This window comes from Pelagerythrobacter marensis (assembly GCF_001028625.1).
Classification (GTDB): Bacteria; Pseudomonadota; Alphaproteobacteria; order Sphingomonadales; family Sphingomonadaceae; genus Pelagerythrobacter; species Pelagerythrobacter marensis.
The window spans coordinates 2,120,292-2,143,950 of the sequence record NZ_CP011805.1 but is presented as its reverse complement, the minus strand read 5'-3'; the positions used below and the strand labels follow the sequence as shown (position 1 = coordinate 2,143,950).

Sequence of the window (23,659 nt, the reverse complement as noted above, 5' to 3'; positions counted from 1 at the left end):
TCCGCGAACAGCGAAATGGCTCCATCCTCCCGTCACCCTGAACTTGTTTCAGGGTCCATTTCTCCTCTCGCACCACCGGTTGGTGGGGCGCAATGGATGCCAAAGCGCGTCCAGCATGACGGTCGGGAGGGCTCGGCGCCTTGACCATCCCCGCCGAACGTCTGGATCAGATCGCGCATCGCTTCGCCGAGCTTGAGGCGCGGCTGGCGTCGGGCACGCTTGAGGGCGAGGCTTTCGTTGCCGCCAGCCGCGACTATGCCGAGCTGGAGCCGGTCGCCCGCGCGGCGCAGGACGTGCGCGCGATGCGGGCCGAGCTGGCCGATCTGGAGGCGCTCGACGACGCCGATCCCGAGATGAAGGCGCTGGCCGGGGAAGAGATTACCCGCCTGCGCGAACGGCTGCCCGAGGCCGAGCGCCAACTGGCGATCGCGATGCTGCCGCGCGATGCCGCCGATGCACGGCCCGCAATGCTGGAAATTCGCGCGGGCACCGGCGGGGACGAGGCCGCGCTGTTCGCCGCCGACCTGTTCCGCATGTACGAACGCTATGCCGCCGAAAACGGCTGGCGGGTCGAGACGATCAGCATGAACGCCTCGGATATCGGCGGCTTCAAGGAAGTGGTCGCCAACGTCAGCGGCACCGGCGTTTTCGCCAAGTTGAAGTTCGAAAGCGGCGTCCACCGGGTCCAGCGCGTTCCGGTGACGGAAAGCGGGGGGCGCATCCATACTTCTGCCGCGACGGTCGCCGTCCTGCCGGAACCGACCGAAGTCGATGTCGAGATCGACGACAGGGACCTGAAGATCGACATCTATCGCGCCAGCGGCGCCGGCGGGCAGCACGTGAACACGACCGACAGCGCAGTGCGCCTGACCCACCTGCCGACCGGCCTGGTCGTGATCCAGCAGGACGAGCGCAGTCAGCACAAGAACCGGGCCAAGGCCATGCAGGTCCTGCGCACGCGCCTCTACGACCTGAAGCGGGCGGAAGCGCAGGGCGCCGAGGCGGAGGCGCGCAAGGCCATGGTCGGCAGCGGCGACCGCTCCGAACGGATCAGGACCTACAATTTCCCGCAGGGGCGCGTCACCGACCACCGGATCGGGCTGACGCTGCACAAGCTCGACGAAGTGCTTGCCGGGCCAGGGCTGGGCGAACTGGTCGACGCGCTCATTGCCGAGGACGAAGCCAAGCGCCTCGCGGCGATGGATGGCTGATCCGCAGCAGGCCCTGACCGTGGCACGGGCGCTGCGCGATGCTGCGGAACGGCTTGCCGACAGGTCTGACACTGCCAGGCTCGATGCCGAAATCCTGATGGCGCATGTGCTGGGCGTGTCGCGGTCCGACCTGCTGCTGCGGCGGATGCACGATAGCGCGCCTGCCGCCTTCGTGCAGTTGGTCGAAAGGCGCGCGGAGCATGAGCCGGTGGCCTATATCGTGGGTGAGCAGGAGTTCTACGGGCGGCCCTTCAAGGTGTCGCCCGCCGTGCTGATCCCACGCAGCGACAGCGAAACGACGCTGGCTGCCGCGCTCGAAGGAACGGGCGATTGCGGGCGAGTTCTGGATTGCGGAGCCGGTTCGGGGGCACTGCTTCTGAGCTTCCTGGCAGAAAAGCCGGGCTGGGAGGGGGTCGGGATCGACCGTTCGCCCCCGGCGCTGGCAGTTGCGGGGGAAAACGCCGCCCGGATAGGCCTGGTCGCGCGCGCGCGGCTGATCGAAGCCGACTGGCATTGCGAGGGGTGGGCGAGCGGGCTCGGCCGTTTCGACCGGGTGATTGCCAACCCACCTTATGTCGAGGAGGCGGCTGATCTGGCGCCGTCTGTCCGCGCGTATGAGCCTGCCGGCGCTCTGTTCGCCGGGCGCGAGGGGCTGGACGACTATCGCGTGCTCATTCCCCAGATGCGCGCATTGCTGGCGCCGGGGGGCGTCGCAATCCTCGAAATCGGGGCGGCGCAGGCGCAATCGGTCGGGGCCATAGCCCGCGAAGGCGGCTTTTCCACCGAATTGCGGCATGACCTCGCCGGACGGCCACGAACACTGATTTTGCGTTAGGGGTTGGCAAAGACCCTTGCGATAGCTAACTCTTGATGCAGGCCCCCGGTTCGCGACGTGTTCGTCTCCCGGAAAGGCCTGGTTCCGACATTTGCAAACCGGCGGGGCATTGGGTCCGCGCACAGGTGCAGATGGAACATCCGCGGGCCGCAGGGAAGCGGACGCGGCGAGGGGTCATGCGATCGCACGGGCAATGGTGCCGGCAGGGCGATCACGGATGAGGAAGATCATTCCTTGAACAATCATCGTAATAATCGCCGTCGCGGTCGCGGCAATCGCCAGCAGGGCGGCGGCAACCAGTCTAATCGGATCGACAGCAGGGCGCGCGGCAACGCGCCCCAGCTGCTCGATAAATACAAGAAGCTGGCGCAGGATGCGCAGCACAACGGCGATCGGGTGCAGGCGGAATACTACCTGCAGTTCGCCGATCACTATTTCCGCGTTATCGCCGATAACAAGGCGCGGCAGGACGAACAGCGCGGCAAGCGTTCGGACGAACGCGACCAGGACGACGACGATAGCGACGAGGACGAGGGCGAAAACACTCGCCGCCGCCAGCCGCGCAACACCCGCGGCCGCCGCGAAGACGCCAATGGCCGCGACAACGGCCGCGACGATGCGAACGATCGCGACGAGGGCGAAAGCTCCGGCGACGATGATGATTTCGAACCGTCGGAAAACCCGTTCAAGCGCAAGCCGCGCGGTGAAGGTCGTCAGACCCGGGGCGAGGGGCGCCAGTCGCAGGCCGAGCCGCGCAAGCCGCGCAGCCCGCGCAAGCCGAAGAGCGAGGCGACACCCACCAGCGATGTGGGCGAGATAGACGCCGCGGCCCTGCCGCCGTCCATCGGTGCATCGGACGATGCGGAACCGCCGAAGAAAAAGCGCGCAACCCGCGCCCGCAAGAAGGCCGAACCGGCCGACGACGGCGAAACGGTGCAGGCGCTGGGCTGACGGGTCGCCGGGCGCGGGCTGGCAACCGGAAACGAGGCGCGGATGGATCGGATCGGTCGGATCGCCAGCTGGTTCCACGCGCGGCCGAAGCTATCTGCGCTGCTTTGCGGCGCATTTTCCGCGACCGGATTTCCTCCGCTCAACTTGTGGCCCATTGCATTGCTGGCAATGGGTGTCTTCGCTTGGATAGCGCTCGAAGCGCCTGACCGGCGGAGCGCTTTCCTGCGCGGCTGGCTGTTCGGGCTGGCCCACTTCACGCTCGCGAACAACTGGATCGCCACGGCGTTCACCTATCAGGCCGAAATGCCGGCCTGGCTGGGCTGGTTCGCGGTTCCTCTCGCCGCGCTCTATCTCGCGCTCTACCCGGCGCTGGCAGCGCTGGCCTTTCGCGTCCTGTTAGGCCGAATGGGGCCGGGCGCGGCGGCCTGCCTGTTCGGCGGGGTCTGGGCAGTGACCGAATGGCTGCGCAGCTGGGTGCTCACCGGCTATGCGTGGGATCCGTTCGGATTGATCTTCCTGGGCACATTCGACCGGCCCGGACTGGCGGCGATCCTGCCCTGGATGGGCACCTACGCCCTGTCGGCGCTTGCCGCATTGATCGCATTCCTCACCGTTGCGCTGTTGCGCGAACGGCGTTTCGTGCCTTTCGCGCTGGCGTTCGCATTGCTGGCGGCGGGAATGCACTGGCCTGCCCCGCCGCCCGAAGAAGGCACATTGCGTTTCACGCTGGTCCAGCCCGATATCCGGCAGGAAGATCTGGACGATCCGACGAAGTTCGAAGAGCAGTTCGCGCGCCTCGCCCGCCTGTCGGTCCCGCGCGAGCCGGGCGGGCCGCGGCTGGTGTTGTGGCCCGAATCCGGGGTGCCCGATTACCTGCGCGACGACTATCCCCAGCGCTATTACGATCAGATGACCGCCGCCGGAAATCCCGCCTATGCCCGCTGGCGCATCGGAAGGGTGATTGGGGAAGGCGCAACTCTGCTTACCGGTGCAGTCGACCTGGAAATCGGGAACGTCGATGGGCGTGAGCGGGCGACGGGTGCCTATAATGCGATCACGCCGATCATGGCCGACGGAACGCTGGGCGAACGTTACGCCAAGGCGCACCTCGTGCCTTTCGGCGAGTATCTGCCGCTACGCGACTGGCTGGCGCCCCTGGGCCTGACGCGGCTGGTTGCGGGAACGCTCGACTTCATTCCGGGACCTGGCCCGCGCACAATCGACCTGGGCCCCTGGGGGCGCGCAGGTGCGCAGATCTGTTACGAGATCGTGTTTTCGGGGCAAGTCACCGACCGGGCCGACCGGCCGGATTACATCTTCAACCCTTCCAACGATGGCTGGTTCGGCACCTGGGGGCCACCCCAGCATCTCGCCCAGGCGCGAATGCGCGCGATCGAGGAAGGGTTGCCGGTTCTGCGATCGACCACGACCGGGATCAGCGCCGTTATCGATGCGCGCGGGGTGGTGCGCGACCATATCGGAATGCGGGTGCCCGGGCGGATCGACGGCACCGTGCCTCCGGCTGCGCCCGAAACCTGGTTCGCCCGGTGGGGCAACTGGCTGGCAATGGGCTGGGCAGGGCTGCTGATCGCCGGATCTCTGGTTGCCACGCGGTTGCGACGCGGCTAGGAAGTCGGTTCAGACATAAAGCTATCTTTATATCGGAATATCACGTATGCGCAGCACGTACCTCTTTACCTCCGAAAGCGTTTCCGAAGGGCATCCCGACAAGGTTTCGGACCAGATTTCCGACGCGATTGTCGATCTGCTGCTGTCGAAAGACCCGGAAGCGCGCGTGGCCTGCGAAACACTGACCACGACGCAACGTGTCGTTCTTGCCGGCGAACTGCGCTGCAAGGGTGTGTACGAAAACGGTGCATGGGTCGATGGCGCGCTTGAGGAAATCGAGCAGACCGTTCGCCGCACCGTGCGCGAGATCGGTTACGAGCAGGACGGCTTTCACTGGGAAACGCTGACCTTCGAAAACCATCTGCACGGCCAGAGCGCGCATATCGCGCAAGGCGTCGATGCCAGCGGCAACAAGGATGAGGGCGCGGGCGACCAGGGCATCATGTTCGGTTTCGCCTGCGACGAAACGCCTGACCTGATGCCGGCCACGATCGATTACAGCCACAAGATACTCCAGCGCCTCGCCACCGACCGCAAGAGCGGCGCGGCGCCGTTCCTCGAACCCGATGCGAAGAGCCAGGTGACCCTGCGTTACCGCGATGGCAAGCCGGTCGCCGCGACCGCAATCGTCGTATCGACCCAGCACGCCCCCGGTTATGACGAGGGCGCGAAAGAAGCCGAACTGAAGGATTACGTGAAGGGTGTCGTCGCCGAAATCCTGCCCGAAGGCTTCCTGTCCGACGAAACGCGCTGGCATATCAATCCCACCGGAACGTTCGTGATCGGCGGGCCCGACGGCGATGCCGGTCTGACGGGGCGCAAGATCATCGTCGATACCTATGGCGGTGCATCGCCCCACGGTGGCGGCGCTTTCAGCGGCAAGGACCCGACGAAGGTGGACCGTTCGGCCGCCTATATCAGCCGCTATCTGGCGAAAAACATCGTCGCGGCCGGCATCGCCCGCCGGTGCACGATCCAGCTTTCCTATGCCATCGGCGTGTCGGAGCCGCTGTCGCTCTATGTCGATACGCATGGCACCGGAACGGTTGGCGACGAGCGGATCGAAGATGCCATCCGCAGCATCGACAAGCTGGGCGGCCTGACCCCGCGCGGCATCCGCACGCATCTGAAGCTCAACAAGCCGATCTATCGTCGCAGTGCGGCCTATGGCCATTTCGGGCGCGCCGCCGAAGGGGATCACTTCCCCTGGGAACGCACCGATCTGGCCGACGACCTGAAGGCCGCGCTGGCCTGATCTAATCGCGCCAGGCGATGTCGGCCCCGTGCTCCCCGTGACGGGGAGAGGGGCGGTCGAGTGCCAGATCGGCATTGGAAAACCGGATCGGGCTGCGCAGGCCGGGAATGCCCGATGGCGCGATCTTCATGCCCCGCGCGACGACCTGCGGGTCGGAAAACACCGCATCGCAATCGTTGATCGGGCCTGCAGGGACGCCGCTGTCCCGGCAGGCGGCGAGCAGGTCCGAGCGAGTCCAGCCCGCGATCTCGCGCGCGATTTCTGCTTCCAGCCAGCCGCGTTGGGCGATCCTTCCGGCATTGTCGGCCAGGCGCGGATCGTCCGCCAGATCCGCCCGGCCAAGTGCCTGCATGAGCGCACCGAACAGCCGGTCGTTGGCAGGGGCCAGCACGATATCGCCATCTTTCGCGCGGTAGACGCCGTAAGGCACGACTTGCGCGTGCGAATTGCCCATCCGCGGCGGGTTCGCCTCACTGGCGAAGAAGCTCATCGCCTGATTGGCAAGCAGCGATACCGAACAGTCGAGCAAAGCCATGTCGATATGCTGGCCGGCCCCGGTCCTTTCCCGCATCAGCAACGCGGCCTGGATCGCGATCGTGGAATAGAGGCCGCATGCAAGGTCGGAGATTGAAACCCCCATCTTCATCGGGTCCCCGTCCGGTTCCCCGGTCAGTCCCATCAAGCCGCTCATGCCCTGAATCACAAAGTCGTATCCCGGCTCTTCGCGTCGCGGGCCGTCCTGGCCGAAACCGGTGATGGAGCAATAGACGAGACGCGGATTCTCGGCCGCGAGCGTGGCATAGTCGAGGCCGTAACGGGCCAGCGTGCCCGCCTTGAAATTTTCGATCACCACGTCTGCACCGGCGCACAGGTTTGCCACCATTGCGCGGTCGTGCGGATCGGTGAAATCGGCGACGATCGATCGCTTCCCCCGATTGCAGGCATGATAATAGGCGGCGGCACGCTCCCCATCGTGCTCGATCCACGGCGGACCCCACTGGCGGGTGCCGTCGCCTTCGGGGCTTTCGACCTTGATCACGTCCGCCCCCAGGTCCGCCAGCGTCTGGCCGGCGAAGGGGCCGGCGAGCACGCGGGCCAGTTCGACCACGCGCAGGCCGGCAAGGGGGGACGGCCGATCGCTCACCGCGTCAGGCGAGGTAGTGCGCGGTCGTCTTCTCCGCGACCTCTTCCGCCGTTACGCCGGGCGCCAGCTCGACCAGGCGGAACGGGCTGTCGTGGTCGGGCCGCTGGAATACCGCAAGGTCGGTCACGATCATGTCGACCACATTGGTCCCCGTCAGCGGCAGGGTGCATTCGGGGATGAACTTGGGGCTGCCATCCTTGGCCGTGTGCTCCATCACCACGATGATCTTCTTCACCCCGGCGACCAGATCCATCGCGCCGCCCATGCCCTTGATCATCTTGCCGGGGATCATCCAGTTGGCGATGTCGCCGTTCTGCGCGACTTCCATCGCGCCCAGCACCGTCAGGTCGATATGCCCGCCGCGGATCATCGCAAAGCTGGCGGCGCTGTCGAAATAGGCGCTGTGCGGCAGCTCGCTGATCGTCTGCTTGCCGGCATTGATAAGATCGGCATCGACTTCGTCGTCATAGGGGAAGGGGCCGATGCCCAGCATTCCGTTTTCGCTTTGCAGCGTGACATGCATCCCTTCGGGAATATGGTTGGCGACCAGGGTGGGAATGCCGATCCCCAGGTTCACATAGTATCCGTCTTGCAGTTCCTGTGCCGCGCGTGCGGCCATCTGGTTGCGGTCCCAGGGCATCGGTCAATCTTCCTTGGTCTCTGGAGGTGTCGGAACGAGGAACCAGCCCCGGCCGATCAGCGCATCGAGCGCCGCGGCGGCGGAAGGGTCCTTCAGATAGGCGTATAATTCGTCGAAATCGCTGCGCTCGTCGCCGGCGATGGCCATGACGCAATGGGTCCGGGCCAGTTCCTTGCGGCGCAGCTGCTTGCGATCGCCAGGCCGGCGCATCAGCAGCAGGGTGTCGCGCCCCGCGGGATCGAGCCCGGTTTCGCGCAGGCGGTTGCGCAGCGTGCCGGCATCCCCGGCCGATGTCTCACTGATCCAGAAAACGTCCGTTTCCTGCGCGCGGAGATCTTCCAGCGCGCGCCCGAGCGGGGCGTCGGGCGTCAGCGAGGCAATGTCGAGCGTGCCACCGGCGGGATCGAGGTCGATCAGCACTGCGGGAGGGAGGATCGAGCAGTCGGTCGTGACCGGCTGAAGCGTGCCGGGGTCGGCAAGAATGGCGGAACGTCGCCGGTCGTCGGTCGGATGCCGCGCCGTTTCGGCCAGGGCGTAGCCGATAAAGGGCTCAAACGCGCTTCGCGAACCAGGCGCTTCGGCACGTCCGCTTCCAACCGCGCCGGACGTTGCCGGAGCTTCCGCGGTGGGCACAGAAGCAAGCGAGGCGTTGCCGCGCCGCGTCTGGGCATCGTGGGCGGAGAGGATGGCGCCGCCGGCGACGACCGGGATCGCCGCAGCGACGCAGCCGCCCAGCGTCATGGCAAGCGCCGATACCGCGCAGGCGGTATGGAGCCGCCGCCTGATCACGCAGCCTCGTGCTCTTTCCCGGTCCGTTCCCGGGTCGTGCGGAATTCGATCTTCTTGTCGTAGGGCGCGCCGACGATCATTCGCTGGACATAGACGCCGGGCAGATGAATGCAGTCGGGATCGAGGCTGCCCGCGGGCACGATTTCTTCCACCTCGACCACGCATACCTTGCCGCAGGTGGCAGCCGGCAGGTTGAAATTGCGCGCGGTCTTGCGAAACATCAGATTGCCGGTTTCGTCGGCCTTCCAGGCCTTCACGACCGAAAGATCGGCAAAAATACCCCGCTCAAGGATATAGTCCTCTCCGTCGAAGGTCTTCACTTCCTTGCCCTCGGCCACCTGGGTGCCGACGCCGGTCTTGGTATAGAAGCCGGGAATGCCGGCGCCGCCGGCGCGCATACGTTCCGCCAGCGTGCCCTGAGGGCAGAATTCGACCTCCAGCTCGCCCGAAAGGAATTGTCGTTCGAATTCCTTGTTCTCGCCGACGTAGGACGAGATCATCTTCTTCACCTGATGCGTGCGCAGCAACTTGCCGATGCCTTCGTTGTCGATCCCGGCATTGTTGCTGCAGAAGGTCAGCCCCTTGACGCCGCTGTCGCGGATCGCATCGAGCAGTCTTTCGGGAATTCCGCACAGGCCGAAGCCTCCGGCGGCGATAAGCATGTCATCCCTGAGCAGCCCGTCGAGGGCGCTGGCGGCATCGCGATATAGCTTCTGCATCGAACCTCCTAAAGCGGCACCAGCGTCTAAGCGCGAAGCGGCGGGCTGTCACCCCTCCACGCGGTTGCCAAGGCAGCGCCCATCAAATGCTGCAATGCAGCAAGGTGGTGAGCGCTGCGAATCTCCGGCGTTATAAAAATGTCATATTTTCAGTGCGGCGCAATTCACGGTTGCGTTTTTTGCAATGTAAAATGCGGTTTTCGCACTTGCACAAATAATTGCTGCGGTGCACATAGGGCGTGCCTTTTCAGGCATCCTCTCCCAAGACTTTCAAGGCCCGGTCCTCGTGACCGGGCCTTTTTCTTTGCCCGGTGGCTGCGCCATCGGGGTTCATCGGCACTCGTAAGCTGTTCGTTCGTTTGACTCGACGCAATCTGTCCCTAGCTAAGGGAGGATCGCCGGAACCGAAACGATACAGGGAGATACGGGCGGATGGCCGAAGTCGACGCGACGGTAGAAGATAAGGCGGTCCGGCTTCAGGTCGCGGCGGCGCGGCAGGAAGAAAGCGGACGCGGCGTGGCGCGATTGCCGCGCTCGGCCTTTCAGGCGCTCGGGATCACCGAAGGCGATGTTGTCGAAATCGCGGGCAAGCGGGCGACGGCGGCGATCGCCATGGCCGCTTATGACGAGGATCAGTCGCTCGACGTGGTCCGGCTCGACGGTTTGCAGCGCAACAATGCCGAATGCGGATCGGGCGAACATGTCCGGGTATCCGCCGGCCGCTCGCGCGCCGCATCGCGCGTGGTGTTCGCGCCCGCCAGTCGAGAGATGCGGTTGCAGGGCCCGACACAGGCGCTCAAGCGCAATTTCTTCCGCAAGCCGCTGACTGCCGGCGATCTGGTCGCGACGACTGGCCAGCAGCCGGTGCAGAACATGCCGCCCGAAGTGCAGCGGATGTTCAACGCGCCCGCATACGCCCTGACGCAGATTCGCCTTACCGTCGTTTCCACCGTGCCCAAGGGCATCGTCCATATCGACGAGAATACCGAAGTCGAACTGCGGGCCGAGTACGAGGAAGCGCCCACCGGCCGCGCCGTCGTGAATTACGACGACGTCGGCGGGATGGACGACACGATCCAGCAGCTGCGCGAAATGGTCGAGCTGCCGCTGCGCTATCCGGAACTGTTCACGCGGCTGGGTGTCGATCCGCCCAAGGGCGTGCTGCTCCACGGTCCGCCGGGCACCGGCAAGACGCGTCTGGCGCAAGCCGTCGCGAACGAGAGCGATGCGCAGTTCTTCACCATCAACGGGCCCGAAATCATGGGCTCGGGCTATGGCGAGAGCGAGAAGCGGCTGCGCGAAGTGTTCGAAGACGCGACCAAGAACGCCCCCGCCATCGTGTTCATCGACGAAATCGATTCGATTGCCCCGAAACGGGCGCAGGTTTCGGGCGAGGCGGAAAAGCGTCTGGTCGCGCAGCTTCTGACCCTGATGGACGGGCTGGAAGCGCGTTCCAACCTGGTCGTGATCGCTGCAACCAACCGCCCGGATGCAGTGGACGAGGCGCTGCGCCGTCCCGGCCGCTTCGATCGCGAAATCGTGATCGGCGTGCCCGATGAGAAGGGGCGGCGCGAGATCCTGTCGATCCACACCCGCGGGATGCCGCTGGGCGATCGGGTCGACCCGGACGAACTGGCGCGCGTCACACACGGCTTCGTCGGCGCCGATATTGCGGCTCTGGCGCGCGAGGCGGCAATCGATGCGGTGCGGCGCATCATGCCCAAGCTGGACCTCGACGAACGAACGATCCCGCCCGAAGTGCTCGACAACCTGTCGGTCACGCGCGAGGATTTCCTCTCCGCGCTCAAGCGCGTGCAGCCCAGCGCCATGCGCGAGGTGATGGTACAGGTCCCGCGTGTGGGGTGGAACGATATCGGCGGGGTGGACGATGCCATCGGCATGTTGCGCGAAGGGATCGAACTGCCGCTGAAGAACCCCGAGGCATTCCGCCGCCTGGGCATTCGCCCGGCCAAGGGCTTCCTGCTCTATGGTCCGCCGGGGACCGGCAAGACCCTGCTGGCCAAGGCAGTGGCCAAGGAAGCGGAAGCGAACTTCATTTCGATGAAGAGTTCCGACCTCCTGTCGAAGTGGTACGGCGAGAGCGAGCAGCAGATCGCCCGCATGTTCCAGCGTGCGCGCGCCGTGGCGCCCTGCGTCGTTTTCATCGACGAGATCGACAGCCTCGTTCCCGCCCGCGGCAGCGGCCAGGGGGAGCCGCAGGTGACCGGGCGCGTGGTCAACACGATCCTGGCCGAAATGGACGGATTGGAAGAATTGCAATCCGTCATCGTCATCGGGGCGACCAACCGGCCCACTCTGGTGGACCCGGCGCTGCTGCGTCCCGGGCGGTTCGACGAGCTGGTCTATGTCGGAACACCGGATCAGAAGGGGCGGGCGCAAATCCTCGGCATCCATACCGGCGACATGCCGCTGGCGCAGGATGTGGATCTGGCAGCGGTTGCGGCCCAGACGGGGCGCTTCACCGGGGCCGATCTGGAAGATGTCGTGCGCCGTGCCGGCCTGAACGCCCTTCGCCGCGTTGGCGGAGAAGTTCAGGAAGTGACAGCGGCGGATTTTGCCGAAGCGCTCGAAGATTCGCGCGCCACGGTGACTTCGCAGATGGAAGCCGAATATCGCAAGATGCGGGGCGAGCTGAAGAAGCGCGCGGCGGAAGCGACGCCGATCGGCTTCATTTCGGAAGGCATGGTGGAACCCACGCGCGACCGGAAGCACGGATAGAACGCTCGCACCCCGTTCGCATAGCGCGCGGGGTGCGGGCCCGCGCCGCTTCGGGCTTGCTGAAAGCCGGTTCTAGCTTTGCTGGACCCTGGCATTGGTGTCTTCGACGCCGAGACGATGCCGGATCAGCGCATCGGGCATATTCACCCGCAGCCAGTCGATCATGTGTTCGCGCACCGCACAGCGCAGGACCCACAGATCGCCGATGGTCGCTGCGCTGACGGCAATGCGCAATTCGATGCTTTCCGGGTGCGCTTCGGTCATCAGCAGTTCGGCGGTGCGGCCATCCCATTCCTCGCGAGTGGCCACGTAACGCAGGAATTCGGCACGCACCGGCGCGACCTCGGTCGCGGGATCGAGATGGAGGAATACCGGGCCCGACAACTGTTCGCTATCGCGCGACCAGTTTTCGAAACTGGCATCGAGGAAGCTGCTGGTGGGCACGACGACCTGGCGCTCGTCCCAGGTGCGAACGATCACGAAGCTCATGCGGATTTCCTCGACCCGCCCGCCGAAGCCGTCGACGACCACCAGATCGCCAATCCGCAAGGGTTCGGTCAGGGCCATCTGCAGCCCTGCGATCAGCGATTTGAGCGCGGGCTGGGCGGCGGCACCTACGGCCAGTGCAGCCAGCCCGGCGGAGGCCATCAGCGTTACGCCGACATCGCGCACCCCGGGGATCGCCAGCAGCATCAGGGCCACCGTCAGCAGGATGATCAGGAAAGCCGCGGTGCGCGAAAGGATCGCGATCCGTGTGCGCCGGCTGCGCGCGGCAATGGCATCGGACGACAGCTCGCTGCGGATCTGCATCGCCGCCGCAAAGGCACGGACAAGCGACAGGGCGAGCCACCCGATCAGCGCCGGGACCAGGAATGGTGCAATCCAGTGCCAGACACGACCGATATCCGAATGGGCCTGGGCAACCAGGGCGACGGCCAGGGCCACGACCGACCAGCGGATCGGGCGCGCAATCTGGTCGAACACGATCCCGTCGACCTGCGACTGGGAATTGCGGGCCAGCCGGCGCAGAATGGTGAAAACCGCCTTGTGGATCAGGAAGGCGGCGATAACGGCCAGGGCAATCGCGACCGCCATGACCGCAATCTCGCCCCAGGCGACCGTCCAGCTGCGCGGATCGAAACGTTCGGGCATCGCTGCGGGAATATGGCCTGGCGGGGGCGCTGGCAAGCGAGCTGCGGTCAGGCCCCGAGGGGGAAGGCAATCGTGACTTCGACACCATCGGTGCCGAACCGCCGGTCGATCTCGCCGCGCAGCTGGCGGGCGGCGCTGGTCATCAGCAGGCTGCCGAAACCGGTGCGTTCGGGCGGCTTGCCGTCGCCTTCGCAATGCTCGCGCCATTCGATCGTCACCTGGCCATCGGCTTCGCGCCAGGTGACTTCCAGCAGCCCGCCCTTGCTCCACGCGCCGTATTTGACCGCGTTGGTGGTCAACTCGTGCAATACCAGCCCCAGCGGCGTGACCTGTTTTGCCGGCAATTCGATCTCGTCCCCATCGACTTTGGCGGCCAGCTTCTCGGATCGGTAGGGGGCGAGCGTCGTCTCGACCAGCGTGCGCAGCGACGCGACGGGGCGCTCCAGCGTTCCCTGGCTCACGTCGTGCGCGGTCAGCAAGGCGTGGATGCGTTCGGTGATGCGGTCGATCACCGGTTTCGCTTCGGGCGAATCCTTCGCGCTCATACGAATGATCGCCAGGATCACGGCAAACAGGTTCTTCACCCGGTGGTTCAGTTCGCGGGCCAGAAGGTCTGCCCGATCGCGGGCCTCGCCCAGCGCGGTCGCCTGGGCTGCCTCCGCCTCGGCATGTGCGGTCCGCGTGACCAGCCGGTAACCGAGGACCAGCGTGACCAGCAGGATCAGCACGACCCCGGCCAGCAGGGGCAGCACGCGGCCTTCCGCCCGCGCGGTTTCGCTGGCGGCGTTGAGCAGGATGCGATTTTCGATCAGTTCCATTTCGCGCGTCGCCCGCCGCAGCCGCGCCATCGCCTCTGCCCCTTCGTCATCGAGCAGACGCCGCCGCGCCTCGATCACCTGGCGCTCGTCCACCAGGGCGACGACTTCTTCCATCTCGGCAAATTTCGATTCGGCGAGCGCCTGGATTTCGTCGAGCAGTTCCTGCTGGCGCTGCGGCGCATCGGCGCCCACCAGCCGGCGCAGGCGTTGCAAGGCGGGGCGATATTGCTCGCGCCCGACGTGATAGGGTTCGAGATAGCGGCGATCGAGCGTCAGCAGATAACCGCGCTGTCCGGTTTCGCCATTGAGCGCCGCGCGCGTCACATTGCGCAGCTCCAGCAATATCTCGCTTGTTTCGCGCACCTGCTGGCGTTCGGCGCGCTCCGCCTCGATCGTCTGGAACACCAGAAACATGCCCGCAAACAATGCGACGGCGATCAGCCCCAGCATTACGAGGTTGCCCGTGCGCGGACGCCGGAGCCGCAATCGTCCCATCAGTGGGCCTGTCCCCAGCTCAGACCGGTGCCGATTTCTATGCCCAGCGGCACGTCGAGCGTCACGGACGGAAGCGCCGCCTCGGCCATGACCCGTTCGATCACCGGCTTTGCCGCAGCAATGTCGGCTTCGGGCAATTCGAAGACAAGTTCGTCGTGGACCTGCAGGAGCATCCGCACGTGCCCGAGGCCGGCTGCGTCCAGCGCGGGCATCATCCGCACCATTGCGCGCTTGATGATATCGGCGCTTGTGCCCTGGATCGGGGCATTGATCGCGGCCCGCTCGCTCCCCTGGCGCTCGCCCTGGTTCTTTGATCCGATCCGCGGGAACCAGGTCTTGCGGCCGAACAGCGTTTCGGAATAGCCGCGCTCGCGCACCTGCTCCAGCGTATGGACGATATAGCGCTGGATGCCGGGGAAGCGCTGGAAATAGGTGTCGATCATCGCCTGCGCCTCGTCCGGCTCAACCTTCAGCCGGGCGCCCAGGCCCCAGCGGCTGATGCCATAAAGGATCGCGAAATTGATCGTCTTGGCGCGCGCGCGGGTGTCGCGCGTGACTTCGCCGAACATTTCGGTGGCGGTGCGCGCGTGAATATCCTCGCCATTGGCGAAAGCCTGCTTCAATTCGGGCACGTCGGCCATGTGCGCGGCCAGCCGCAGTTCGATCTGCGAATAGTCGGCGGCGAGCAGGACGTTGCCTTCCTCGGCCACGAAGGCGTCGCGGATCTGGCGGCCGATCTCCGTACGGATCGGGATGTTCTGCAGGTTGGGATCGGTCGAGGAAAGCCGCCCGGTCTGCGCGCCGACGAGGCTGTAACTGGTGTGGACGCGGCCGGTATCGGGATTGATCGCCGCCTGCAGCGCATCGGTATAAGTGCTCTTGAGCTTGGTCAGCTGCCGCCATTCGAGCACTTTGTCGGCAATCTCCGCGCCCTGCGCGGATAGCTTTTCCAGCATCGCCTGATCGGTCGAATACTGGCCGCTCTTGCCCTTGCGCCCGCCCTTGTATCCCATCTTGTCGAACAGCACGTCGCCCAGCTGGCGCGGGCTGCCGATGGTGAACTGGGTCCCTGCAATTTCGTGGATCTCGCCTTCCAGCCGGCCGGTTTCCGTGGCGAATTCGTCCGACAGCTTGCCCAGCTGCGCCTTGTCCACCCGAATGCCGTGCCGCTCCATCTGGGCGACGACCGGGATCAACGGGCGATCGACCCGCTCGTAAACCCGCGTTCCGCCCTCGGCCGCCAGACGCGGTTTGAGCAGGCAGTGCAGGCGCCAGGTCACATCGGCATCTTCGGCGGCATACTCAGTCGCGCGATCGAGCGGGACTTCGCCGAAAGGGATCGCTTTCTTGCCGGTGCCGCAGATGTCCTTGAAGGTCAGTGTCGTGTGGCCGAGATGCCGCTGGGACAGTTCGTCCATCCCGTGCCCGCCGCCGATCCCGTCCAGGCTGCGGCCCGCGTCGAGCGCGAAGGAAACGATCATGGTATCGTCGACCGGTGCCATCGCGATCCCGTGGCGGGCGACGACGTTGAGATCGTATTTGATGTTCTGCCCGACTTTCAGCACCGCATCGCTTTCCAGCAGCGGCCTCAGCATGGCCAGCGCGGTCTCGCGCGCGACCTGTTCCGGCCGTTCGGCGAACATGTCGCTGCCGCCGTGGGCAAGTGGGATGTAGCAGGCATCGTTTGCGCCCAGCGCAAGGCTGATCCCTGCCAGATCGGCGCGCATCGCATCGAGTGCGCTGGTTTCGGTATCGACCGCGACCAGGCCGGCGGCGAAAGCGCGCGCAATCCAGTGTTCGAGCCGTTCGGCGGTCTGCACGCACTCGTAGGCGCTGCGATCCACCGCCGGCAGATCGGGAAGGGGCTGGCGGTTTCCGTCCGGCGAACCGTCCGCCCCCTTTGTCACCGGCTTGGCCGGATTGAGATCGGTCGCCCGCGTGGGGCTGCCACTGCCCGAATCCAGCCGCCGCAGCAGACTGGTGAAGCCATGCTTGCTCAAGAATGCGGCAAGCGGATCGGGCGGGATGGTGACCAGCTTGAATTCATCGAGCGCCATGGGAAGCGCGCAATCTTCTTTCAGCTGGACCAGAACACGGCTCAATTCGGCCATTTCGCGACCTTCGAGCAGGCGTTCCTTCAGCTTGGATTTCTTCATGTCGGGCGCGGCGTCGAGCGCGGCCGTCAAACCGCCGTGTTCGACGATCAGCTTTGAAGCGGTCTTCGGCCCGATGCCGTAGATGCCGGGAATATTGTCGACCGAATCGCCCATCAGCGCGAGCACATCGCCAACCAGTTCGGGCGGAACGCCGAATTTCTCGATCACTTCGTCGGGGCCGATCCGCACATTCTTCATCGTATCGAGCATGTCGATACAACCGCCTTCGGCCACGCCATCGTCAGGTTCGGCGCATTGGCCGACGAGCTGCATCAGATCCTTGTCCGACGAAACGATCGTCACGTCCCACCCCTTGCGGGTCGCCTCGCGCGCATAGCTGGCGATCAGGTCGTCGGCTTCCAGCCCCGCTTCCTCGATGCAGGGAAGGCTGAATGCCCGCGTCGCATCGCGAATCAGCGGGAACTGGGGGACCAGATCTTCGGGCGGATCGGGGCGATTCGCCTTGTATTCGGGATAGATTTCGTTCCGAAAACTGGTCGATCCCTTGTCCAGGATGACAGCAAGGTGCGTTGGCCCCTCCGCCTTGTCGAGGTCGTCCGCCAGCTTCCACAGCATTGTGGTGTAGCCATAGACCGCGCCGACCGGGGTCCCTTCGGGGTCCGTCAGGGGCGGCAGGCGGTGATAGGCCCGGAAAATGTACGAGGACCCGTCGACGAGATAGAGGTGCTGCTTGTCTGCCATCGCAGGGTTGGTAGCAGCGCAATTTCCCCCGGTCAGCCGGTTTCGTGCGCCCGGGAACGGTTAGGCAAATACGGCCTAAAAGTGTCAAACCGCTTGCATCGCCACAAATCTGCCATTATTTGGGACATTCGAAGTCTGCTCGCTTGTGGGCTTCGCATTCCAGCCTTCTGGGCCGGAATGAAACCACTCGCTGTTCAAGGATACTGACATATGCGTAAGATCGTTCTCGCCGCTGCCGCGGCCGGCGCCGCCCTGACCCTCGCCGCTTGCTCGGAAGGCACCCAGGACGCTGCTGGCGACGCCGTTGAAGGCGCCGCTGCCGACGCCGAAGCCAATGCCGACGCCATGGGCGAAGCCGTTGAAGGCGCCGCGACCGACGCCGGTGCCGCCGTTGAAGGCGCGACCGAAGAAGCCGCTGCCGCTGCCGACGAAGCTGCCGCTGCTGCGGAAGCCGAAGTGCACGGCGAAACGGAAGCCGAAGCTCAGGCTGACTGATCTTCGCTTTCGCTTAGCGAATAAAGGGAAGGGCGGTGCCGCGAGGCGCCGCCCTTTCTCTTTGCGCGCATGTCATGGGGCAGGCCGGCGGGAATGATCGGTGCGAACTTGTGTCCGCACACCGGCCCTGCGAAACGGAATGGCGTCTAGGGGCTGGCGGCCGCGCCGTCGCGGGCGTTGGCGTAGACCGCTTCCGCCCAGGTGCCGCCACCGGGGTTGTCGTATCCGGCGTAAGCTGCGCGGGCGATCTGCGCGATGCGGCCTTCGCGCGCCAGCCGCGTGCCCTGTCCGGTGACATAAATGGCCACGGCAAAGGCGCGTCCATCGGGCGTGTTGATGATCCCGATATCGCTCGATGTGTTGTTGAGCGACCCGGTCTTGTGCGCCACGGTGGCGCCCGCCGGCAACAGCGCGGGGATGCGGCGCGTGCCTGTGCGGCAGCGCTCCATCGCACCGATGATGACCCTGCGGCTGGTGGGGGAGAGCCACTCGCCCTGATACAGGCCGGCAAGCAGCCTCGTCATCGCGCGCGGGGTGGCGCTGTCGCGCAGGTCAATCGCGGATGCGGGATCGATCTCACCGTCGTCGCGCACCAGGGTTGCGATGTCGCGGGTCAATTGGAAATCCGTGATCCCGGCACGGCGCATCCAGTCGTTGACTGCCGCCGGCCCGCCGACCGCTGCGAGCAGGGCATCGGTTGCCGGGTTGCTGGACCGCGTGATCATCAGTTCGATCAGCTCGCTGGCCGGCAGATGCTTGCCCCGCCTGACCGGCGCCTTGGCACTAGAAAACCGTTCGGACCGGACGGGGATCAGCAATGGGAACTCGCTCGACAGGCTCCAGCGTCCCTGCTCGACGCCTTCCATGAACGTCGCCGCGATCGCGATCTTGCTGGTGCTGGCCATCGGGAAACGTTGATCGCCCAGGATCGAGAATTCCTGGCCCGTCGCCAGATCGAGCACGGCCACCCCGATGCGCCCGTCCGAGCCATCGGCGGCCTGCGCAATGCGGCGTTCGAAGCCGGATTCGTACACGGCCTCGAAAGTGCGCGGTGCGCGCGCTTCCGTGCCCAGGACGCTGTCGAACACGGCTTCGAAATTTGCCGTCTGCGCTTGCGCCGGTTGAAATGCGGTGAGGGCAAGCGTCAGCGCGCCGGCCAATCCCGTCAGCGATTTCGTGATGTGCGATCCCAAAGCCATGCGGCTCTCGTAACCCTCCCTTGGTTTGCAATAACTTAACGGGCGCGAAAGCGCACCGGCAAGCGGAGTGGCGACGAGCAGTGGCGCGAAAACGATGAATGTCGGCTGAAACCGTTCAGACGGGGAAATCAGGCGACATCAGGCGGTTGAAATCGCTTCCGCGATCCGCGCGCTCGTTTCACCGGTCATGGTTTTCGGGATCTCGCCCAAAATCCGCTTCTCCAGCTCGCTGTGATAATGGCGGCGCATTTCGCCCAGCGTTTTCGGGTCGGCGACAATCAGCACCCCCTCGATCTCGCCGGCGATGGCGCGGGCGTTGAGCCATTCGGCCGCTGCCGCGCCGTGGGCCAGTTCGTTCAGGTCGGTGCGCCCCTGCTGCTGGCTTACGGGGTCCTGATGGCGCACCCCGGCGCTGAAGTTCGTGGCCGACAATTCGGGCTTGGCGACCGCTTCCAGTTCCGGCGCGAAAGGTTTGCCTGTGTTCTGCATGACGACGAAAGTGGTGCCGTCGACCAGCGCGACGTGAGCCTTGTGCGGCAGCTTCATGTATTTCCTCCTTGGTTGCCTGCCATCAACGGTTCAGCGCGGAAAATGTTGCGCCGGCCCGCCGATCGGTCGGGCCTGGCAGGGCGGGCAGGTGCGACGAACGGCCCATGTCGTTCGACGAGCGTCGTATTGACTTGAGTGCCGCGATAGTCCCCATTTTCCGCGATAGATCGCACGAGGGGATGCCAGAATGATCTTACGCAATTTTGCCCGTATGTCGCTTGTCGGGGGCCTGCTCGCCGGGACCAGCGTTCTTGCTGCGCAGGAGGCACCGATCCTCCAGCCGGGCGCGCCGGGCCAGCCGACCCGCACGCTTGCCGCCGAAGAAGCGACCCGGCTCGCCAATACGGCGTTCTCGCCCGCCGACGTGGCTTTCATGCAGGCGATGATCGTCCACCATCAGCAAGCGGTCGATATGGCCGCGCTGGTGGAGGAGCGGACGAACAATCCCGACATCGTGGCGATCGCCGGGCGCATCGACGTCAGCCAGAAGGACGAGATCGGCTTCATGACCGAATGGCTGCGTGAGCGGAGCCGCGATGTTGCGATGGCGGGGATGGGGCACGCCCACCACCACGAGGCGATGAAAGGCATGGCGACGCCCGAGCAGATGGCGCAGCTCGCCGAATCGCGCGGCACGGCCTTCGACCGGCTGTTCCTGCAATTGATGATCCCGCACCATCTGGGCGCTGTCGATATGGTGGAGGAACTGCACGATCAGCCAGGCACTGCCTACGAGCCGGTGCTGTTCGAATTCACCAACGACGTCGTCAGCGATCAGGAAGCGGAAATCGACCGGATGAACGCGGTGCTTGCCGGGCTTTCCGACGATCCGCGCGTGGCGCTGGCACCGGGTTTTCGCGATGCGGGCGAAGCGATCGCCAATTTGCGCCTGGTGGCCGCCTTGCCCAAGCCGGCGGGATTCTTCGATCCCGACAACCCTGCACAGCTACGCCCGCTCAAGCCGGAGAAAGACGCGGACGATGCCGCACATGACGGGCATGGCGGCGAAGCGCCGCGCAAGGACCGCGACGAGGAGGGTGAAGAAGAGGAGCCGCAGTTCGGTGAGCGCAGCTCCCTGCTATCGTTCGCCAATACCGACATGGCCTTCTCCGGCGATCTGCTCGTGGCCGGAAGCTATCATGGGTTCAATGCCTATCGTCTGGGCGAGGACGGCGTGCCGCAGCTCGTCAGCTCCACCGTCTGTCCGGGCGGGCAGGGCGATGTGTCGATTGTTGGCGATCTTCTGATCATGAGCGTCGAGGACAGTCGCGGACGGGTCGATTGCGGCCTGCAGGGCGTCGACGGTCGCACCAGCCCGGATCGGTTCCGCGGCTTGCGGATCTTCGACATCACCGACGTGACACGGCCGGTTCAGGTCGGCCAGGTGCAAACCTGCCGCGGCAGCCACACGCATTCGATCGTCACGGCCGATGACGAGCGGATCGTGGTGTACAATTCGGGCACGTCCTACGTTCGGGAGGAGGACGAGCTGGAGGGGTGCAGCGACACGACTGGCGACGATACCGCGCTGTTTTCCATCGACGTGATCGCAATTCCTGTGGCCAACCCGGCCGCCGCACAAATCGTCGATCGACCGCGCGTTTTCGCCAGTGAGGGGCGGATCGCCGGCCTCTGGCGCGGCGGCGATCATGGTGAAGGCACGCAGAACACCGGCCGGACCGATCAGTGCCACGACATCACCGTGTTCCCGGCGCTCGACCTGGCTGCCGGGGCCTGTTCGGGCAACGGCATCATCCTCGATATCTCCGACCCGCTGAAGCCGGTGCGGATCGACGATGTTACCGACAAGGGGTTCGCCTACTGGCATTCGGCCACGTTCAACAACGACGGGACGAAAGTGCTGTTTACCGACGAATGGGGCGGTGGCGGGCGGCCCCGTTGCCAGGCAGGCGACCCGCGCAACTGGGGTGCCAATGCGATCTACGCGATCGAAGCAGGCAAGCTGGCGTTCCGCAGCCTCTACAAGCTGCCGGCCCCGCAGACCGACAAGGAAAACTGCGTCGCGCATAACGGTTCGATCATTCCGGTTCCGGGGCGCGATATCTTCGTCCAGGCCTGGTATCAGGGGGGCATCAGCGTGATCGATTTCACGGATGCGGAAAATCCGTTCGAAATCGCGTACTTCGATCGCGGTCCGGTCGACAGGGATCAGCTGGTTACCGGCGGGTACTGGTCGGCCTACTGGTACAACGGGCGGATCTACGCGACGGAGATTACCCGCGGGCTCGACGTTTTCGCGCTGGAACCGAGCGAGTTCCTGACCGAAGCGGAGATCGCCGCGGCCGCCGCCGCGCAGTATCCGGGCGATGTCTTCAATCCGCAGACACAAACGCAGGTGACCTGGCCCGCCGAGGCCGTCGCCGCTGCGGAGGCCAGCCGCAAGGAAGGGTGAGGGGCGCGGACAGCCCGTCCGTGACTGCAAAAAAGGCCCGGCGGATCGCTCCGCCGGGCCTTGATTTTGTGCGTCGGCCCCCGCGCCGGGCGGGAAGCCGGAGCAGCGCAGTGGCTTAGAAGCCCATGCCGCCCATGCCACCCATGCCGCCCATGTCGGGCATCGGAGCAGCCGGCTTGTCGTCCGGAATTTCCGTGATGGTGGCTTCGGTCGTGATCAGCAGGCCGGCCACCGAAGCGGCATCCTGCAGCGCGGTGCGCACAACCTTGGTCGGGTCGATGACGCCGGCCTTGACCAGGTCTTCGTAAGTGTCGGTCGCCGCGTTGAAGCCGAGCGAGGTGTCGTTGGCGTCGGTCAGCTTGCCGGCAACCACCGCACCGTCATGGCCGGCGTTGGTGGCGATCTGGCGAACCGGAGCCTGCAGCGCGCGACGGATGATGTCGATGCCGCGGGTCTGGTCGTCGTTGCTGCCTTCGAGGCCGTCGAGCGCCTTGGTCGCGTAGAGCAGCGCGGTACCGCCGCCCGGGACGATGCCTTCTTCGACGGCTGCGCGGGTTGCGTGCAGCGCATCGTCGACGCGGTCCTTGCGTTCCTTCACTTCGACTTCGGTCGCACCGCCGACCTTGATCACCGCAACACCGCCGGCGAGCTTCGCCAGACGTTCCTGCAGCTTTTCACGGTCGTAATCGCTGGTGGTGTTATCGATCTGCGTGCGGATTTCCGAAACGCGGGCCTTGATGTCGTCTTCCGAACCGGCACCGTCGACAATGGTCGTGTTGTCCTTGTCGATGGTGACCTTCTTGGCCTGGCCGAGCATGTTCAGCGTCACGTTCTCGAGCTTGATGCCGAGATCTTCGCTGATCATTTCGCCCTGCGTCAGGATCGCGATGTCCTGCAGCATGGCCTTGCGGCGATCGCCGAAGCCCGGTGCCTTGACCGCCGCGACCTTCAGGCCGCCGCGCAGCTTGTTGACCACGAGGGTGGCCAGCGCTTCGCCTTCGATGTCTTCCGCGATGATCAGCAGCGGACGGCCCGACTGGACAGCCGCTTCGAGCACCGGAAGCATCGCCTGCAGATTGCTCAGCTTCTTTTCATGGATCAGGATGTACGGGTTTTCGAGTTCGACCGTCATCTTTTCCGGGTTGGTGATGAAGTAGGGCGACAGATAGCCGCGGTCGAACTGCATGCCTTCGACGGTTTCGAGCTCGAATTCGAGGCCCTTCGACTCGTCGACGGTGATCACGCCTTCCTTGCCGACCTTCTCCATCGCTTCGGCGATCTTTTCGCCGACTTCACGATCGCCATTGGCCGAAATGATGCCGACCTGCGCGATTTCGTTCGAGCCGGAGACGTCCTTCGAACGGGCCTTGAGGTCTTCGACAACCTTGGTGACGGCGAGATCGATGCCGCGCTTCAGGTCCATCGGGTTCATGCCCGCGGCGACCGACTTCATGCCTTCGGTCACGATCGACTGCGCCAGAACGGTCGCAGTGGTGGTGCCGTCACCGGCGGCGTCGTTCGCCTTCGATGCGACTTCCTTGATCATCTGCGCGCCCATGTTTTCGAACTTGTTCTTCAGTTCGATTTCCTTGGCGACGGTGACGCCGTCCTTGGTGATGCGCGGGGCGCCGAAGCTCTTGTCGATCACGACGTTGCGGCCCTTGGGGCCCAGCGTGACCTTGACGGCATTGGCGAGGGTGTCGACGCCGCGCAGGATGCCTTCGCGCGCGTCGCGGCCGAACTTTACGTCCTTGGCTGCCATTGGTGT

18 protein-coding genes are annotated in these 23,659 nt (G+C 65.2%); 8 read left to right on the top strand and 10 right to left on the bottom strand.

Annotated features, from left to right (window positions below; translation table 11 throughout):
* The first annotated feature begins 140 nt into the window (after nucleotides 1-140).
* Genes prfA through metK form a run of 5 tightly spaced genes read left to right on the top strand, consistent with a single transcriptional unit; the run spans nucleotide 141 to nucleotide 5,881 of the window.
* Nucleotides 141-1,211, top strand: a complete 1,071-nt coding sequence (prfA, locus tag AM2010_RS10135) for a peptide chain release factor 1 (protein WP_047806958.1) — start codon at nucleotides 141-143, stop codon at nucleotides 1,209-1,211.
* A complete protein-coding gene (gene prmC, locus AM2010_RS10130; RefSeq protein WP_047806957.1) occupies nucleotides 1,204-2,046 on the top strand; it encodes a peptide chain release factor N(5)-glutamine methyltransferase in 843 nt (280 codons plus the stop codon). The genes prfA and prmC overlap by 8 nt, the downstream gene beginning before the upstream one ends.
* 57 nt (nucleotides 2,047-2,103) lie before the next feature.
* Nucleotides 2,104-2,997 carry a DUF4167 domain-containing protein gene (locus AM2010_RS10125; protein ID WP_338047399.1) on the top strand — a complete coding sequence of 298 codons (894 nt, stop codon included), beginning with the start codon at nucleotides 2,104-2,106 and terminating at the stop codon, nucleotides 2,995-2,997.
* A gap of 42 nt (nucleotides 2,998-3,039) precedes the next feature.
* A complete protein-coding gene (lnt, locus tag AM2010_RS10120; RefSeq protein ID WP_047806955.1) occupies nucleotides 3,040-4,626 on the top strand; it encodes an apolipoprotein N-acyltransferase in 1,587 nt (528 codons plus the stop codon).
* A gap of 46 nt (nucleotides 4,627-4,672) precedes the next feature.
* Nucleotides 4,673-5,881: a methionine adenosyltransferase gene (gene metK, locus AM2010_RS10115; protein ID WP_047806954.1), complete on the top strand. Its 1,209-nt coding sequence runs from the start codon at nucleotides 4,673-4,675 to the stop codon at nucleotides 5,879-5,881.
* Nucleotide 5,882: 1 nt separating this feature from the next.
* Here the strand turns inward: metK and AM2010_RS10110 are convergent, their stop codons facing one another.
* Genes AM2010_RS10110 through AM2010_RS10095 form a run of 4 tightly spaced genes read right to left on the bottom strand, consistent with a single transcriptional unit; the run spans nucleotide 5,883 to nucleotide 9,173 of the window.
* On the bottom strand, nucleotides 5,883-7,025 hold the full coding sequence (locus AM2010_RS10110; RefSeq protein ID WP_047806953.1) for a CaiB/BaiF CoA transferase family protein: 1,143 nt from the start codon (nucleotides 7,023-7,025) through the stop codon (nucleotides 5,883-5,885).
* Between the two features lie 4 nt (nucleotides 7,026-7,029).
* The gene (locus tag AM2010_RS10105) at nucleotides 7,030-7,665 is read right to left on the bottom strand and encodes a CoA transferase subunit B (RefSeq protein ID WP_047806952.1); all 636 of its coding nucleotides are present in this window, start codon (nucleotides 7,663-7,665) and stop codon (nucleotides 7,030-7,032) included.
* Nucleotides 7,666-7,668: 3 nt separating this feature from the next.
* Nucleotides 7,669-8,454 (bottom strand): hypothetical protein, encoded by a 786-nt coding sequence (locus AM2010_RS10100; RefSeq protein WP_058350952.1) that lies wholly within the window; start codon nucleotides 8,452-8,454, stop codon nucleotides 7,669-7,671.
* Nucleotides 8,451-9,173 (bottom strand): CoA transferase subunit A, encoded by a 723-nt coding sequence (locus AM2010_RS10095; RefSeq protein ID WP_047806950.1) that lies wholly within the window; start codon nucleotides 9,171-9,173, stop codon nucleotides 8,451-8,453. The genes AM2010_RS10100 and AM2010_RS10095 overlap by 4 nt, the downstream gene beginning before the upstream one ends.
* Nucleotides 9,174-9,605: 432 nt before the next feature.
* Between AM2010_RS10095 and AM2010_RS10090 the strand changes: the two genes are divergently transcribed.
* Complete coding sequence (locus AM2010_RS10090) at nucleotides 9,606-11,912, top strand: CDC48 family AAA ATPase (RefSeq protein ID WP_047806949.1); 2,307 nt, start codon at nucleotides 9,606-9,608, stop codon at nucleotides 11,910-11,912.
* 72 nt (nucleotides 11,913-11,984) lie between these two features.
* On the opposite strand, the gene AM2010_RS10085 is transcribed toward AM2010_RS10090, so the two are convergent.
* The 3 genes from AM2010_RS10085 to polA are packed head-to-tail and all read right to left on the bottom strand — an operon-like array spanning nucleotide 11,985 to nucleotide 17,235.
* Complete coding sequence (locus tag AM2010_RS10085; protein ID WP_047806948.1) at nucleotides 11,985-13,064, bottom strand: mechanosensitive ion channel family protein; 1,080 nt, start codon at nucleotides 13,062-13,064, stop codon at nucleotides 11,985-11,987.
* Between the two features lie 47 nt (nucleotides 13,065-13,111).
* A complete protein-coding gene (locus AM2010_RS10080; RefSeq protein WP_236699507.1) occupies nucleotides 13,112-14,332 on the bottom strand; it encodes a sensor histidine kinase in 1,221 nt (406 codons plus the stop codon).
* 44 nt (nucleotides 14,333-14,376) lie between these two features.
* Nucleotides 14,377-17,235, bottom strand: a complete 2,859-nt coding sequence (gene polA, locus AM2010_RS10075; RefSeq protein WP_047806946.1) for a DNA polymerase I — start codon at nucleotides 17,233-17,235, stop codon at nucleotides 14,377-14,379.
* A 210-nt stretch (nucleotides 17,236-17,445) separates the two neighbouring features.
* On the opposite strand from polA, the gene AM2010_RS10070 reads away from it, so the two are divergent.
* Nucleotides 17,446-17,730: a hypothetical protein gene (locus AM2010_RS10070; RefSeq protein WP_047806945.1), complete on the top strand. Its 285-nt coding sequence runs from the start codon at nucleotides 17,446-17,448 to the stop codon at nucleotides 17,728-17,730.
* Nucleotides 17,731-17,876: 146 nt separating this feature from the next.
* Here AM2010_RS10070 and AM2010_RS10065 read toward each other — a convergent pair whose 3' ends face one another.
* Together AM2010_RS10065 and AM2010_RS10060 are read right to left on the bottom strand one after the other, a co-directional pair.
* A complete protein-coding gene (locus AM2010_RS10065; protein ID WP_082132880.1) occupies nucleotides 17,877-18,929 on the bottom strand; it encodes a serine hydrolase in 1,053 nt (350 codons plus the stop codon).
* A gap of 138 nt (nucleotides 18,930-19,067) precedes the next feature.
* Complete coding sequence (locus tag AM2010_RS10060) at nucleotides 19,068-19,475, bottom strand: baeRF12 domain-containing protein (RefSeq protein WP_047806944.1); 408 nt, start codon at nucleotides 19,473-19,475, stop codon at nucleotides 19,068-19,070.
* Between the two features lie 190 nt (nucleotides 19,476-19,665).
* On the opposite strand from AM2010_RS10060, the gene AM2010_RS10055 reads away from it, so the two are divergent.
* A complete protein-coding gene (locus AM2010_RS10055; RefSeq protein ID WP_047806943.1) occupies nucleotides 19,666-21,891 on the top strand; it encodes a DUF305 domain-containing protein in 2,226 nt (741 codons plus the stop codon).
* Nucleotides 21,892-22,006: 115 nt separating this feature from the next.
* Here the strand turns inward: AM2010_RS10055 and groL are convergent, their stop codons facing one another.
* Nucleotides 22,007-23,653 carry a chaperonin GroEL gene (gene groL, locus AM2010_RS10050; protein WP_047806942.1) on the bottom strand — a complete coding sequence of 549 codons (1,647 nt, stop codon included), beginning with the start codon at nucleotides 23,651-23,653 and terminating at the stop codon, nucleotides 22,007-22,009.
* Between the last annotated feature and the right edge of the window lie 6 nt (nucleotides 23,654-23,659).

Coding starts and splice junctions, on each gene's coding strand:
- polA (WP_047806946.1), bottom strand. CDS start 17,235: ATGGCAGACAAGCAGCACCTCTATCTCGTCGACGGGTCCTCGTACATT.
- AM2010_RS10070 (WP_047806945.1), top strand. CDS start 17,446: ATGCGTAAGATCGTTCTCGCCGCTGCCGCGGCCGGCGCCGCCCTGACC.
- AM2010_RS10085 (WP_047806948.1), bottom strand. CDS start 13,064: ATGCCCGAACGTTTCGATCCGCGCAGCTGGACGGTCGCCTGGGGCGAG.
- AM2010_RS10065 (WP_082132880.1), bottom strand. CDS start 18,929: ATGGCTTTGGGATCGCACATCACGAAATCGCTGACGGGATTGGCCGGC.
- metK (WP_047806954.1), top strand. CDS start 4,673: ATGCGCAGCACGTACCTCTTTACCTCCGAAAGCGTTTCCGAAGGGCAT.
- AM2010_RS10090 (WP_047806949.1), top strand. CDS start 9,606: ATGGCCGAAGTCGACGCGACGGTAGAAGATAAGGCGGTCCGGCTTCAG.
- lnt (WP_047806955.1), top strand. CDS start 3,040: ATGGATCGGATCGGTCGGATCGCCAGCTGGTTCCACGCGCGGCCGAAG.
- AM2010_RS10080 (WP_236699507.1), bottom strand. CDS start 14,332: ATGCTGGGGCTGATCGCCGTCGCATTGTTTGCGGGCATGTTTCTGGTG.
- prmC (WP_047806957.1), top strand. CDS start 1,204: ATGGCTGATCCGCAGCAGGCCCTGACCGTGGCACGGGCGCTGCGCGAT.
- AM2010_RS10095 (WP_047806950.1), bottom strand. CDS start 9,173: ATGCAGAAGCTATATCGCGATGCCGCCAGCGCCCTCGACGGGCTGCTC.
- AM2010_RS10105 (WP_047806952.1), bottom strand. CDS start 7,665: ATGCCCTGGGACCGCAACCAGATGGCCGCACGCGCGGCACAGGAACTG.
- AM2010_RS10055 (WP_047806943.1), top strand. CDS start 19,666: ATGATCTTACGCAATTTTGCCCGTATGTCGCTTGTCGGGGGCCTGCTC.
- AM2010_RS10060 (WP_047806944.1), bottom strand. CDS start 19,475: ATGAAGCTGCCGCACAAGGCTCACGTCGCGCTGGTCGACGGCACCACT.
- groL (WP_047806942.1), bottom strand. CDS start 23,653: ATGGCAGCCAAGGACGTAAAGTTCGGCCGCGACGCGCGCGAAGGCATC.